General features: G+C 71.0%; 9 protein-coding genes and 1 pseudogene. 5 read left to right on the top strand and 5 right to left on the bottom strand.

All coding sequences use genetic code 11. From position 1 onward, the window contains the following. The first annotated feature begins 105 nt into the window (after positions 1–105). From STSP_RS14845 to STSP_RS14825, 5 genes are all read left to right on the top strand, one after another. Positions 106–537, top strand: coding sequence for a DUF7144 family membrane protein (locus tag STSP_RS14845; RefSeq protein WP_067277263.1), 432 nt, complete (start codon positions 106–108; stop codon positions 535–537). Between the two features lie 267 nt (positions 538–804). Beyond that, on the top strand, positions 805–2,682 hold the full coding sequence (locus STSP_RS14840; RefSeq protein WP_067277260.1) for a glycoside hydrolase family 15 protein: 1,878 nt from the start codon (positions 805–807) through the stop codon (positions 2,680–2,682). A gap of 183 nt (positions 2,683–2,865) precedes the next feature. Beyond that, positions 2,866–3,864, top strand: coding sequence for an alpha/beta fold hydrolase (locus STSP_RS14835; protein WP_078067184.1), 999 nt, complete (start codon positions 2,866–2,868; stop codon positions 3,862–3,864). 152 nt (positions 3,865–4,016) lie between these two features. Beyond that, positions 4,017–4,466, top strand: a complete 450-nt coding sequence (locus STSP_RS37070) for an Hsp20/alpha crystallin family protein (protein ID WP_078067177.1) — start codon at positions 4,017–4,019, stop codon at positions 4,464–4,466. A gap of 414 nt (positions 4,467–4,880) precedes the next feature. Further along, complete coding sequence (locus STSP_RS14825) at positions 4,881–5,933, top strand: hypothetical protein (protein WP_067277259.1); 1,053 nt, start codon at positions 4,881–4,883, stop codon at positions 5,931–5,933. Between the two features lie 154 nt (positions 5,934–6,087). Here STSP_RS14825 and STSP_RS14820 read toward each other — a convergent pair whose 3' ends face one another. The 5 genes and pseudogenes from STSP_RS14820 to STSP_RS14805 form a co-directional block, all read right to left on the bottom strand. Beyond that, entirely contained in the window at positions 6,088–7,533 is a 1,446-nt protein-coding gene (locus tag STSP_RS14820; protein WP_078067176.1) for a hypothetical protein, read from the bottom strand. A 244-nt stretch (positions 7,534–7,777) separates the two neighbouring features. Then, positions 7,778–7,969 (bottom strand): annotated as a pseudogene (locus STSP_RS37065) (pectinesterase family protein); the annotation flags it as partial. A gap of 105 nt (positions 7,970–8,074) precedes the next feature. Continuing rightward, positions 8,075–8,899 carry an esterase/lipase family protein gene (locus STSP_RS14815; protein ID WP_067277258.1) on the bottom strand — a complete coding sequence of 275 codons (825 nt, stop codon included), beginning with the start codon at positions 8,897–8,899 and terminating at the stop codon, positions 8,075–8,077. A 638-nt stretch (positions 8,900–9,537) separates the two neighbouring features. Next, on the bottom strand, positions 9,538–10,800 hold the full coding sequence (locus STSP_RS14810) for an alginate lyase family protein (RefSeq protein WP_067277257.1): 1,263 nt from the start codon (positions 10,798–10,800) through the stop codon (positions 9,538–9,540). A 30-nt stretch (positions 10,801–10,830) separates the two neighbouring features. Beyond that, positions 10,831–14,160 carry an alginate lyase family protein gene (locus STSP_RS14805; RefSeq protein ID WP_067277256.1) on the bottom strand — a complete coding sequence of 1,110 codons (3,330 nt, stop codon included), beginning with the start codon at positions 14,158–14,160 and terminating at the stop codon, positions 10,831–10,833. Positions 14,161–14,176 lie beyond the last annotated feature (16 nt).

The following is a 14,176-nucleotide window of genomic DNA, read 5'->3' as shown; positions in this document are numbered from 1 at the left end:
CGCGCAGGTGGAGCGGTGCCAGCCTGGAGACGCAATGGCATGTTCCGACCATCCGTCCGGCAGGGCGGGCGCCTCTCAGGGCGTTTCTGTGGAAGGAGCCACGACATGGCCACTCATGTCAGCGGCGCACGCAGGGGACAGGGCCGCGCGGAGGCCGTAAGCCCCTGGGTGGCGGGATGGACCGCCGCCGCCGCGGTTCTGATGGTGTTCGGCGGCATCATGGCGATCTTCGTCGGCATAGCGGCGATCGCCAACGACAACGTGTTCATCGTGAATGACGGCTTCGTGTACGCGTTCAGCCTCACCGGCTGGGGCTGGATCCACATGATTCTCGGTGTGGTCATCACCATCGCCGGTGTCGCGCTGTTCACCGGCGCCCCCTGGGCCCGTGCCGTCGGCGTGGCACTCGCCGGGCTCAGCATGATCGCCAACTTCATCTGGCTGCCCTATGCCCCTGTCTGGTCGATCGTGCTGATCGTCGTGGACGGTTTCATCATCTGGGCGCTGTGCTCGCCGCGGCGGGAGCCTTCGACGTAGGCGCTCCGCTGGTCGTGCCGCGATGTGCCGTCGGTTCGCTGCGGCGACGTCGTGGCTGGTCGCGCAGTTCCCCGCCGGGGCGCGTACCGCCCCCTGCAGAAGTCCCAAGCCCAGTAAGGAAATGTCGACATGCGGGCACGGACAGGTCCGTGCTCGCATGTCGGCTGTCCGGGGCGTGGCCCGCGGCTTCCCTGTGACGGCTCGCCACCAAGAGGCCCGTACCGGACAATGAGGACACCTCGGGGAGTCTCGACGAGAGACAGTCGCATGGACCGCTATCCGCCCATCGCCGACCACGGCCTCGTGGGAGATCTGCAGACCGCCGCGCTCATCTCGGCCCACGGTGTCGTGGACTGGTTCCCGGCACCGCGCTTCGACTCGCCCAGCGTCTTCACCGCCCTGCTCGACCACGACGACGGGGGCCACTTCGGCTTCGCACCCGATCCGCGCGGCAGCACATGCAAGCAGCTCTACTACCCCGACACCGCCGTGCTCGTGACCCGCTTCCTGTCCCCCGACGGGGTCGGCGAGGTCTTCGACTTCATGCCGCCGAACGACACGGACACACCCTCCGACCGGCACACCCTGTTCCGCCTCGTACGGGCGGTGCGCGGCACGGTCAGCTTCGAGCTGGAGTGCCGGCCACGTTTCGACTACGCCCGGGCCCGGCACCACCTGTCCCTGAACGGAGAAACGGGCGGCGCTACGGGCGGCGCTACGGACGACGAAACCGTGGCCGTCTTCCGCGCCCCGGGCGTCACCGCGTATCTGCAGTGCAGCTTTCCGCTGGAGCGCGATCAGGACGACGTCCGCGGGAGGGTCACGCTGGGCGTCGGCGAGTCCGCGGCCGCCGTGTTCACCGTGTGCGCTCCGGACAGCCCCCCGCCCGCGCGCGTCACCGCCTCGTCGGCCACCGAACAGCTGTGGGCGACCGTCGACTTCTGGCAGTACTGGATCCGCACCTCCCGCTACCGAGGCCGGTGGCCGGACATGGTCCACCGCTCGGCCATCACGCTCAAGCTGCTGACGTACGCACCCACCGGCGCCCCGGTCGCGGCGGCCACCACCGGCCTGCCCGAGCAGGTGGGCGGCCAGCGCAACTGGGACTACCGCTACACCTGGATCCGCGACGGTTCACTGTCCGTACGGGCCCTGCTCGACCTCGGGTTCGTCGACGAGGCGGCCCGCTTCACCCGCTGGCTCGGGGACCGGATGCGCGCGGGGGCGGAAAGCGGCGGCGAACCCCTGCAGATCATGTACCGCGTCGACGGAGATCCCCGGCTCCCCGAGGAGCTGCTGCCCCATCTGGAGGGCTACTGCGGCTCGTATCCGGTGCGCGTCGGCAACGCGGCGACGGGCCAGCTGCAGCTCGACATCTACGGAGACGCGCTGTACGCGCTCGCCGAGGGCCGGGAGGTGGGGGTGCAGGTGGACTACCACGGCTGGAAGGGCATCGCCTCGACCCTGGACTGGCTCGCGGACCACTGGGACCGGCCCGACGAGGGCGTGTGGGAGACACGGGGCGGGCGCAAGGACTTCACCTTCAGCCGCGTCATGTGCTGGGTCGCCTTCGACCGCGGGCTGAAACTGGCCGCCGAGTACAGCCGGCCCGCGGACACCGCGCGCTGGACGGCCGCGCGCGACACGATTCTCGACCAGGTGATGCAACGCGCCTGGAGCGAGAAGGAACAGGCTCTCGTCCAGCACTACGGCGACGACGTACTGGACGCATCCCTCCTGCTCATCCCCCGGCTCGGCTTCCTCGCCCCCAGGAGTCCGAGCTGGCTCTCGACCCTCGACGCCATCGAACGGGCTCTCGTCTCGGACAGCCTCGTCCACCGCTACGACCCGGCCGCGTCACCCGACGGACTGCAGGGCGCGGAGGGCACGTTCAGCCTCTGCACCTATCTGTACGTCGACGCGCTCGCCCAGGCGGGCCGGCTGCGCCAGGCCCGGTACGCCTTCGAGAAGATGCACACCTACGCCAACCACGTCGGCCTCTACGCGGAGGAGATCGGCCCCGGCGGGGAGCAGCTGGGCAACTTCCCTCAGGCGTTCACGCACCTCGCGCTGATCATGGCCGCCACGACGCTCGACAAGGCGCTCGACGAGGCGTGGTACGGGCCGGGAGCGAACCGTCGGTGACGGACGACTTCGTCGGGGCCACGGGAATGCCGAGTGGCCGGATGGCGCTGAGGATCATAGGGTGATCTGGAGTTCTATCAAGGAGCAGGAAGGTTCTCCCGTAAAGGACTTCTACACGGCTCCCGAAAGGGAGCGCTGCAGGCTCCCGTAGCGGAGTGCCGCAGCGCGAGGTGGGTGCTGGCGATGGCGCTGCTGTCTTCCTTCATCGCAGTCGCGGACCGGCCGGGCCGCACGGCTCGGGCGGCGGCGGGATACGTCCGTCGCCACCTGGTCGGCGGGCAGCCCCGGTCCGACGGCGCGGGCCGGCATGAGGCGGGGACCGTCGTGGTCCCGCCGCGCGCGGCGTCCTTCGTGGAGGGCCGTGCCGAGGGCCTCGAGCCGGTGACGGTGGCGTACGAGCGGGAGGGCACAGGGGAGCCCCTGGTACTGCTCCACGGACTCGGTTACCACCGGCAGGCGTGGGGTTCGGTCGTGCCGCTGCTGGCCGACTCGCACGACACGATCGCCATGGATCTGCCCGGCTTCGGAGAGTCACCGGACCTCGATCCGACCGTGCCGCGCGACCTGGAGACGGCTGTGGCCTGGCTGGGTGCCGTCTTCGAGAAGCTGGACGTGACCAGGCCGCATGTGGTCGGCCACTCGCTGGGCGGGCTGATCGCGCTCCGCCTGGGGCAGGCCGGGCTTGCGCGCAGCGTGACGGCGCTGGCCCCGGCCGGGTTCTGGACGGGCGCCGAGCGGCGGTACGCGTACGCCATGCTGACCGCTGCCCGGCAGGGCGTACGGTTGCTGCCCGACGAGGCGGTGGGATGGCTGGCGCGGAGCGCGGCCGGGCGCGCCGCACTGACCGGCACCCTCTACGGCAGGTCCGGTCTGTGCCCGCCGGAGACGGTGATGGCCTCGCTGCGGGCGCTGCGGGACGCTGCGGCGTTCGGGTCCACGCTGCGGGCCGGCCGCGATGGTGTGCTGTTCAGCGGGGACATCCCCGGTGTGCCGGTCACCATCGCATGGGGAACCTGGGACCGTGTCCTGCCGCCCTGGCAGGCCTACCGGGTCAAGGCCATGATCCCCGAGGCACGGCTGGTGCCGCTGCCCGGCTGCGGCCACGTCCCCATGAACGATGCTCCCGAGTTGGTCGCCCGCGTGATCCTGGAGGCCACCGGCGTTCCGCAGGGTGCTCACTAGGCCACGCGGTTCAGGAGTCCAACCGGCTCAAGCCAACCAGTTCGCTGGCTCAACCAGTTCGCCGGTTCAACCAGTTCGCCGGTTCAACAGTTCAACCAGGTCGCGAGTTCAAGGTTCAACCGCGCGGGCCGTTCAGCGTACGGCCATTCAGCGTGGGCCCGTTCAACGGTGAACATCATCGCGGCCCCTGCAGCCCCATCACGGCCTGCGTCACAGACTGCGTGTCGGCCAGATCCGCCGAATCCGGTGTGGTGATCACGCTAGCGGGTACCCAATCGCCGCATAACAGGACAAATCTCATACGGAGGTGGCTGTATGACTCTGCCTGTGCGACGTGGTATGCCCGGAAGGCTTACAGAACGGCGATTCCCCGGCTGGGCCAGGGACCCGCTGGCCGCGGCGAGTTCAAGGAGCGCGAGCGCGCCGGCACGCTGCGCCGGAGCACCCGCCGCACCGGCCGTTTCGAGTACCGCACCCTGCTGCCCGGAGACGCGAACGCCGAAGGCGTCAACGCGGCGCTCCGCGACGGCGTGCTGACCATCACCGTCCCCAAGGCGGAGACGACGAAGCCCCGCCACATCCAGATCACAGCCGGAGACTGACACCGACACCCCGGTGCATCCCTGACGGCGAGTACGCGGATCCCTGCCCTGACGGCCCCCACCCTCAGCGGCCGCCATGCAGGGCGCCGGCCACTCCACTCGACCGGGACACGCCAACCGCAACCACCCGCACGTCCCCCGGGCACACCTCAGGCGCACATGGCCAGGAGTGCGGTTCGCCTGGACGGACACCTTGCGCCCCGGGAGGTGACGCGCGACGAGGCCGCAGCCGATCGCTGGGCCCGCCACAAGGACGCGCCACGATCGTCTGCTCGCCGAGCGCCCGACCACTGCCGCCGGACGGATCCGCGCCGCGAAGGCACGGCTGCCGAACGGACAGCCGTCTCGTGCACGGCGCGGGCCCCACCAGCCGCCCGAGACCACCAGACCACCAGACCACCAGGGAAACACGCCATGACAGTGACGACCGATGTCCTCATACCGGCGTTGGAAGACGCCTGCGAGGCCCATGCCGCGGTCATCGACCGGTTCCGGTCGGACATGGCCCGCACCCCCGACGGCCCGCACCGGCAGGCGCTGGAACGCCACGTCGCCGACGCACAGGACCACATCAGCCGTATCGACGACCATGTCAGCGACATCCGTCCGCGCAGTCCGCTGCGGGACGCCGCAGGCACGGTCCGCACGATCGCCAAGGGCACCGTCCGCACGACCACACTGCCGCTCGAGATCGGCGCCTCGATCGCGGGCCGGACTCTGCGCGGCAGGCACGAGGCGGACGAACGCCGCCTGCTGAAGAACGCCGAGGACGAGTACGCGATCACCTCCCGGGCAGTGGCCGCCTGCCGTGCCGGGGAGAGCATCGCCGCCCAGGCCAGCGACGGAGAGGCGGCCCGTCTGCTCGCCTCGCTGCGCCGCCAGGACGAGAAACTCCTGGACGCCCTCAAGGACAGCGTCGCCGAACACGCGCGTGCCGTGGCGACGGCCGACGGCGGGCGGTCGGAGGAGTCCGACGGCGGCCTGACCGGCGCGGCCACCCGTGTGGTGCGCACCGCCGTCGGCCGGCTGCGGGGCGCCGCCCAGACCGGTGGCCGGCAGACGGCACGCACGGCCACCGGCGCGATCCGCAAGGTGCCCGGCATGACCGGGATGGCCAAGGAGGTCCAGGGCGCGGCGGCCCGCGAGGACGACCTGCCGATCTCCGACTACGGGCAGCTCACCGTCTCCGACATCACCCAGCGGTTGCGCACGCTCCCGCAGGACGAGCTCACCGTGGTCGAGGGATACGAGCGCGCCCACGCCAACCGGGCGGGTGTCCTCAACGCCATCGAGCGGCTGCGCGGCGACCAGCCGTGGCCCGACTACGACACCATGAGCCTGGACCAGATCCACCGGCGGCTGAAGACCGCCGACTCCGCCCTCGCGCTGCAGACCCTGGACTACGAACGGCGCCACCGCCAGCGCAAGTCGGTGATCAACGCCGCGCGTCAGCGCACCACCGTCTGACGGTGCACAGGAGGTGGCCGGCCCGCGGCCGGCCACCTCCGCGGGCCCGCCCTGCAGGCGCATTGGGGGGCGCGATGCGCCGTCGATCGTCTGCGGCACCGTCGTGGCTGGTCGCGCAGTTCCCCGCGCCCCTTCGGGGCGCTGCCCGACCTGCTCAACTCCCGAGCAGGGTCTCCATCGAAGCCGCCTGGTACGCCGCGGTGCCCCGGATCCCGGCGAGGAACTCGTCCAGTTCCGCCATGCCCACGGGAGGTGGGAGCGGATGCCACCCGGGGAGGGCGGCAAGCGCGGGCCGGTACCGCAGCACGCTGCCGAGATCTTCTGGATAGGCCCGCTCGTCCACGCCGATGGTCCCCCCAGCCGTCCCGGCGTACCGCCGGGCCAGCCCGCGCCAGTGCTCCACCGGGACGAGACCCACCGAGCGCTGTCCGTTGGAGAACAGGCTCACGTGGATGCGCTGGTACGGCTCGGCGTGCGCCAGGTAGTCGGTCGCGCAGCGGTACGAGGGCCGGGTGGTGAACTGGAGCCAGAAGGGCACGGCACCGAGGCGCAGCGCCCAGTACGGCTCCCACTGGGTGTACGTCTCGATGAGCAGGCGGTCGTCCGGCAGGCCGCGCCTGCGGTACCACCAGCGGTGGAACTCCGCGACGAGCGGGCTGAGATGCTCCGGCTCGGCGATGGTGATGCGGCGCACCTGGTATCCGCAGCGGCGCGCCAGTTCGAGCACGTCCGCTGTGAGCGCGTCGTCGTAGCCCCATTCCGCTTCCGGATACAGCTCGTCCGGCGGCGGTGCGTCCCACTGCCGGACGCTCGCGCCCTGCTCGGCGAGGAACCGGGCGATCCGTTCGCTGCCGGCCCCGTACTCGTCGGCCGTCATCCCGCCCAGGGCGCCGAACTGGAAGCGGTGCCGCTCGCCCAGTACGGACATCGGCCAGGCCAGGGTGCAGTCGACGACGAAGATCGTCGCGCCCGGGGCGAGGCTCCGCTCGAGGAAACCCTGCAGCGTCGCCCCGAGCCGCAGCCGCTTGAAGCGGAAGCAGGCGAACCGCACGGTCATCGCCCGGTTCTGGCCGGGGTCGTGTATATGGCACAGCGCCAGGTCCGGGTTGGCCTCCACCATCCGGCGGCCGAGGTGCAGGCCGGCCATCATCGCGGCCCGGGGCCGGTCGGGATCGAGCCGGGCCCGCACCGGCACCAGACAGGTCTGCGGCAGGACGGGCGCGCCCAGGGCGGCGGCCAGATGGACGGCGGCGCCGCTGCCCGCCCCTATGAAGACGGCCGGGTACGGGCCGTTCCCGTACTGCCGGACAGTCCACGCCGCGAGGTCCTCGCCGGTCAGCCCCCGCACCAGGGAGACCGGCGCGCCGTGCATCGCCGCGACGAGGAGGTACGCGCGGCGCCGCGCGTCTGAGGGAAGGTGCGAGAGCACGTCGGCGAGCCGGGCGGAGCCCGGCCCCCTGCCGAGGGCGCGGAAGTCCGGCCCGCGCAGAAACCGGCTCACCGCCCGCACCGCCACCACGGACGAGTCGGCGTCGCACAGACAGCGGGCCGTCCGCAGGTGCCGAAGGACGGAGTGCTGGAGGACGTGGTGCTGGAGCACGGTGCACCTCGCCTCCTTCTGCCGCGAGTCGGATCTCCTCGCTCACCGGTTGCGGTACCGCCGATGGCCGGGTTCCCCGCTCGTACGAACAAAACTGGCCACATCGGTCACGCCCAGCGCGCCGTACGCACATGCCGGGACGGCCCGCCGCGCGACCGGCGGGCCGTTGCCGTCATGAAAGGGCGGTCGGCGGGGGTGCTGGGCGCTGTGACATAGCCCGCCGAGGTACCGTCCCAGCGCTTCCCGTCTCCCGGTAGGTGCCGGGCTTGATGGAGATGACGACCCGTGAGGTGTTGTTTGCCGGTACGGCGTCGACCGCGGCCTGCACGGTCCTGTACTGACCGGAGCCGTCCTGTGCCACGGTGAGCGTGGTCGCCGCCGCGGCGGTGCCGCCACTCTCGTTGCGGCCGCTGGTGCCGGAGAACACACGTCGTCGGCCCAGGCAGAGGTGCACGCCGCCCAGGCGTAGCGTCGTCTGCCCTGCTGTGAGTGGGGGGTGATGACGCAGGGACGTCGCCGCCAGACGAGGAAAGGTTGCCGCTCAGGCCGCCGCGGTGGTCTCGGGCCGGTGCGCGTCGTGGAGCACGCGGCAGACTTCGCTCACGACTCTGCGGTGCAGGGGAAGCGACACGTGGCCGACGGCCCGTACCGGAATGTTGCTGGTGCGCAGGTCCGGGTGGTCAAGCCGGGCGCTGGCGGTGGGGATGACCAGCTCGTCGAGGTCGCTGTGGAACGCGACGAAACTGGTCGCGCAGCCGGGAGCGGGCTCCGCGAGTTCGGTGAGCAGGTCACTGCCCGGCCTGAGCTGCCGAATCACCGGGTGCGGCAGCGGCAGCATGGCGACCAGCGTGCCCTGATGCGGCGCGCCGAGGGTGACAAGTGTGTGCACGCGCGCGTGGCCGCCCAGGCGTTGCACGTAGTAGCGGGCGATCAGGCCGCCGAGGCTGTGCCCGATCACATGGACGCGCTCGTGGCCTCCGCGCTCGCACAGCCGCTCCACCTCCGCGGCCAGCATGCGCGCGGCCTTGCGGACGTCCGTGGTGAGCCAGCTGTAGTTGGGCACGCTCACCTGCCGGAAACCCGCCCGGCGCAGGTCCCGCCGGAGGACGTGGAAGATCGCCCGATTGCTGCTCATCCCGTGCACCAGCACGACGGGGATGTCATCGGCGGCGGCCTGCACACGGTGCGTACGGGCCCCGGAAGCGGCCTCGTCCGACGGGTCGACGGCCCGGAGCCCGGCGGTCGCAGTCGCCCCGTCTTCGCCGAAGCCGAACGGATACAGGGCAAGCGCGGTGGTCATCGCTGCCATCTCGACGGCGGCGGCGCACACGGCTCCGGTGAGGACGCGCAGCGGGAACGGGCTCATGGCGCGGGAGTACAGGCGGACGGGGACACGGCGTCGGCGGCGCCCGCGGCGGTGACGCCGCGGACCGTTCGTCCGTCTCGCGTCTCGGGGCATGCGAAAAGAAGCATGGGGCGACTCCCTGCTGCCTGTCGGATGAGGTGCCGGGTGCGGACCGGGACCGCGAGGGGCCGGCCGCACGAGGGGCGCCTTTCCGAGCCGGAGCCTTCTGGTGCCGTGCGCGTGGTCTGGACGCGGACGAGGGACGGCCGGCGGCGACGGGTCAGGATGCCCCGCTGATGTTCACGTTGCGCTCGGGGGTCCACCGGGTGGCATGGATGAGGACTCGGCATCCGGCCTCGGCGGTTTCCCTCAAGCAGGTTGCGAGGACGTTAGCCACGGGTTTCAGGCGTCCACAAGGAGACGTGATCCACCTCACGCCACGGGCATTCGCCATGCCCGAATTGGGATTTGACATCCTCTTTGTCGCATCACGATCCGGAGCGGGCCACGGGCTGTGCGTCACCGCTTCCGCGGGCCCGACACAGCACACCCCCCACACACCGCAGGGTGGTACGGCGTGCCGGTGAAGGCCGCCGTACCACCCTGTGCCGGCTGGCAGCCGTCCCGTTGGCTGCCGTGCGCCGACTCTCGCGGCGGTCCTACTTGGCGTACATCAGCGTGCCGAAGCCGAGCTGGTCGTAGCCGCCGCTCGTGGAGCCGTAGTCACCGCCGCCGCCCTCCGGGGCGACCAGGTTGTAGTACATCTGCGAGATGTACTTGTCGTCCAGGTACAGGCGCCGGTTGTAGTGGAAGTGGAGCATGGCCCACACCGGACGGACCTGGCCGCGACTGCCGGAGCCGATCACGGTCTGCGACTGCTGGGAGCAGTTCGTGCCGCTGCCCCAGGTGTAGGTGGTGTAGGGCACGTCCATGCCCAGGTTGTACTTGGCGACGTACTGGGCCGCCTTGAAGAACCTCCTGCTGTCGTAGCTGTACAGGTCGTCGCCCTGGTTCCAGGCCATCTCGCAGATCGCGCCCATCTGGCCCATGCCCATCATGGTGTGGCCCTGGTCGCGGCCGGACTCCTGCCACTGGCCGAGGTCGTAGCCCTCGACGTTCGAGTACAGGAACGGGACGGCGTGCTGGATGGAGCCGTTGCCCGCGCCGGTCTTGAAGTAGTTGACGGCCTGGTCGTACTTGGCGCCGTCGTCGCACAGGATCCCGATGGCCAGCACGGAGGCCATGTTGCACAGGTCCCAGTTCGCCCAGTAGTTGGTGATGCAGGCGCCGTTGTGGCGGGTCACGAAGTCGTTGTTCATCGGGTAGAAGACGTTCAGCATCATCTGCTGGAACTTCGCCAGGTCGAACCCGGCGTAGCCGCGCATGAGTTCGGCGGCCTGGCAGAACTCCCAGCCGTAGATGCCGGCGGCGAGGAACCGGTCCGCGCTGCCCTGGATCGACGTGAGCGTGTTCGCCCAGGCGTTGAGGATACGGACGGCGCAGTCCGCGTTGGCGCTGGTGCCGCCGACGACCCAACGGAGGGCGTTCTGGTAGGCGGCGGCGATGTCGTTGTAGAGGATGCCGTAGTTCTCGGGCCAGCCCGATCCGCGGTAGATCGTGGCCTGCGGGTTGGGCGTCCAGGTTGACTGGGAGTGGGAGTTGGCGGTCAGCCGGTTCCAGCCGGACAGCCAGGGGTCGTCGCCCGCGGCGACCCTGACCTTGGCCCGGTTGATGTCACCGGCGTTGTGCAGCATGCCGGGGTGGGTGAAGGTCGCGGGTGCGGCGCCCGCGGTGCCGCCGGTCAGCGCCGCGGTGGCGCCGCCCAGGGCGAGGGCGGCGGTGAGACCGCCCGCGGTCCGCAGGAGACCGCGGCGGCTCACCTCTCTTGGCAGGTTGTTCGTGTGGGGGAATGTGCGGCTCATTGCTGTGCATCTCCGATCCCGCTGGAGGATTTATGTGGGGGTGATGCTCACCTCGCTGAATCGCGTGGTGCAGCGGGCCAGGGGTACGCGCGAGCACACCACGAGACCCACGTAGTAGGGGGCGTCACCGAAGCCGGGGATCTCTCCCGTGGCGACCGTGGTCCAGGTGGCGCCGTCATCGGTGGAGACGGCTGCGCTGAAGGCGGTCCCGGTGCGCTTCAGCCGCAGCAGGCTGGGGAGGGTGGCCGTTCCGTTCCCGGTGAAGGCCGACCTTCCGGCCACCGTGGTGCGGAGCATGAGCTGCGCGCTCGTCCCGCCCGTGACGATCGCCCCGGCCGCCTGGTCGAACGGCGACAGGGACTTGGCCATGAGCAGCCCCACCCGGTCGCCGGTGGCACCGTCGCGTGAGACCAGCCGGGCGGTGATCTCACAGTCGCCGGTGACGGGCCGTCGCACGAACTGGCCGGTCATCCCCTGGTTGTTGACCGTGAGATCCGAGCCGGCACCCCGCACGACGAAGGTCCCGTCTTCGTACGCGGTGATCCCGGGGGTGGGCATCGCCACGACTCCGAAGGTCCCGAACGCCCGGTCGTCGAAGACCACGTCTCCGAGGTCGCCGTAAGTCCAGGGGTCCGGCGGAGGCGTGCCGACCGTGAGGGTGAGGGTGTCCGTCGCGGTACCCGCCGCATTGCCCACGCTGGTGGTGACGGTGAACTCGCCGGTCTCGTTGGGCGTTCCGGAGATGAGCCCGGTGCGTTTGTCGATGCGCAGGCCGTCGGGCAGGCCGTCCGCGCTGAACCGTATGGGCTCGTGCGAGGCCCTCAGCAGATGGCGGAACGCGACGCCCTGGTTGGCGAACGCGGTGGCTGCGGAGATGATCGCGGGCACGGACGGTGTCGGCATCTGCGCGGAGGCGGAATCCGACAGCGGGCCGCGTCCCCCGCAGTTGGTCTTGGCGACCGCGTAGTGGTACGTCGTGCCGGGAGTCCCGGTCGCGTCCGCGTACTGGATGCGGGTGCCGAAGCCCACCGGGCCGACACCGGTCGCGATGGTCACGTAAGGGCCGTCGGCGTCCGTCGACCGCAGCACCTTGTACCGCGCCGACAGGTCCGGGTCGGTCCAGGCCAGCTCGACCGCGTCGGCGCCTGCGGTCGCACGCAGATCGGTCGCGGTGCGCGCCGGGCGGGGCACGGACCAGACCTCGCCGAACGCGGACGACACCACGCTGACGTTGTCGAAGGCCCCGGTGCCGGTCTCGGCGTACTCCTCGTCGACGCCCAGGCAGGAGGTGAGGACGAGACCCGCGTACGCCGTCCGCCCCAGGTCGACCTCGGTGGAGCCCACTTCGGTCCACCGGATGCCGTCCGGGGAGATCGCTCCGGTGCAGCGCTTGCCCTTCCGGGTGACGCGCACCCAGTACGGCATCCGCAGCCGGTAGCCGTCGCCCGCGCCTTCGACGTACGGCGCCTCGAGCGGCGTCGCCGACTCAGGCAGGGCTCCGAGGTTGGAGATCGGGAACGAGGCGGAGGTGGTGATGGCCTGCTGCTGGGACGGCGGTACCGGCGTGCGGCCGGTGGCGGAGACGTCCGCCCCGGTCGACGGGCGCACGGTCCACACGCCGCTCCAGGTGTGCAGCGGCAGGCCCTGGATCAGCATGGAGGCGTGCGGGGCGTCGGCGTCGAGGGAGTCGCGGAGGGTGACGCCGATCTTGGAGTACTGCGAGCTCAGCGGATACACGATGCGCGCGGTGACGGTGCCGTCGCCGTCCAGCGGCAGGTGCACCAGCCGGTAGGTGTCCGCGGTGCCGCTCGTCTCCAGAACGAAGCGCTCCCCGTCGAAGAGGGCGGAGCCGGGGATCTTCACGTCCCCCACGTCCCGGGTCGACCAGGGCTCGGGCACACCGGCGGCCGCCGACGCCCATGCCGAACTCCCGCTTTCCTTTTGGGAGTTGGCGGCGCTGACCGTGTAGTAGTACGTCCGGCCCACGCGTGCGTCGCGGTCCTTGTACGTCGGCGTGTCGATGCCGGACGCGACGGTCTCGTACGCGCCGTCGGGGCTGGTGGCCCGCCGCACCGTGTAGCCGGTCGCCCACGCGGACGGCAGCCACGACACGGTGACCGCGTCGTCCGTCCCCACCGCGGTGACACCGGCCGGAGCTGCCGGCACGCCTGGCGAGGGGGCCGTCGGGCCGGCGTAGGCGAAGGTGCCCCAGCTCGGCAGGTCGTCGTTGCTTCCCTCCACCACGCGCGCACCGCCGGTGCCACGGAAGACGGCGTTCTTCGTGTACGGGGCGTCCAGGCCGCGTACGCCCACGTAGTGCGCGTACGCCATCTCGTAGATCGGCGGCAGGTTGCCGCGCGCCCTGTCCGACACGGACGTCTTGATGTACTTGCCGGTGCGGTCGAGGTCGGGGGTGAAGGGGACGTCGCCGCCGAGGTTGTAGCGGGCGGCGTACTCGAAGTTGGCGAGGATGCGGTTGTCGTCGAAGCCCCACAGGTCGACGCCCTGGTTCCAGGCGACCTGCGCCGCGTCGGCGAGCAGGCCGACGGCGAGCTGCTCGTGGCCCTGGTCGCGGCCGCTCTCCTGGCCCTGACCCGCGTCGGTGACGATGCGCCCCCGGACGCTGCCGTTGCCCGCGCCTGCCGCGGCGAAGCGCAGGGCGTCCTCGAAGAGCGTCCACTCCTCGCAGAACACGCCGATGGCCAGGATGGACTGGACGGACGTCAGGTCCCAGTTGCCGTTGGCGTACAGCATGTAGCCGGAGATGGCCGGATACCAGACGTTCAGGAAGGAGTCTTCGCAGCGCGCGATGTCGGCGTCCGTCCATCCGTCGTAGTCGCTGTGCCGCAGCAGCTCGGCCGCGTTCACGAACTTGAAGACCTGCAGGCCGGCGCCGAGCGGGCCGTCGGCTCCCGTGATCCCGGTCAGCGACGCCGACCAGGCGTTGAGGATGTCGCGCGCCTTGTCCGCGTGCGCGCGGTTGCCGGTGGCGCACCACATGAGGGCGTTCTGGTAGGCGGCGGCCGAGTCGGCGACCGCCTGGTTCTGGAAGTTGGTGGGGCCGCGTCCCCAGGTGGTGATCTGGCCGGTGTTCTGGATCGTGTACGTGGCCTTCGAGCGGGCGTGGGCCGCGAACGCCAGGTATCCGTCGTAGATCGGCGATTCCTGCGCGGCGACCGCGGCCTTCATGCGTGCGAGGTCGGCGGCGCTGTGCAGCAGTCCGGGGTGGGTGAAGGCCCGCAGCGCAGTCTTGTCGCCCTGGGCCCAGGCCGCCGAGGCGGAGGCGGACAGCAGTCCGCCTCCGGCCGCGGCCACGAGACCGGCCGCGCCGAGGAAGGACCGTCTGCTGAGAGGAAGCACGGGTGACTCCTAGTTC

Source organism: Streptomyces jeddahensis (assembly GCF_001642995.1).
GTDB lineage: Bacteria > Actinomycetota > Actinomycetes > Streptomycetales > Streptomycetaceae > Streptomyces > Streptomyces jeddahensis.
The sequence above is the reverse complement of the archived record's forward strand: the minus strand, read 5'-3'. Positions and strand labels throughout refer to the sequence as shown.

Bases quoted from the DNA above. Each gene is read 5' to 3' on its own strand.
- STSP_RS14840 (WP_067277260.1), top strand. From the start codon at position 805: ATGGACCGCTATCCGCCCATCGCCGACCACGGCCTCGTGGGAGATCTG.
- STSP_RS14815 (WP_067277258.1), bottom strand. From the start codon at position 8,899: ATGAGCCCGTTCCCGCTGCGCGTCCTCACCGGAGCCGTGTGCGCCGCC.
- STSP_RS14835 (WP_078067184.1), top strand. From the start codon at position 2,866: ATGGCGCTGCTGTCTTCCTTCATCGCAGTCGCGGACCGGCCGGGCCGC.
- STSP_RS14810 (WP_067277257.1), bottom strand. From the start codon at position 10,800: ATGAGCCGCACATTCCCCCACACGAACAACCTGCCAAGAGAGGTGAGC.
- STSP_RS14825 (WP_067277259.1), top strand. From the start codon at position 4,881: ATGACAGTGACGACCGATGTCCTCATACCGGCGTTGGAAGACGCCTGC.
- STSP_RS14845 (WP_067277263.1), top strand. From the start codon at position 106: ATGGCCACTCATGTCAGCGGCGCACGCAGGGGACAGGGCCGCGCGGAG.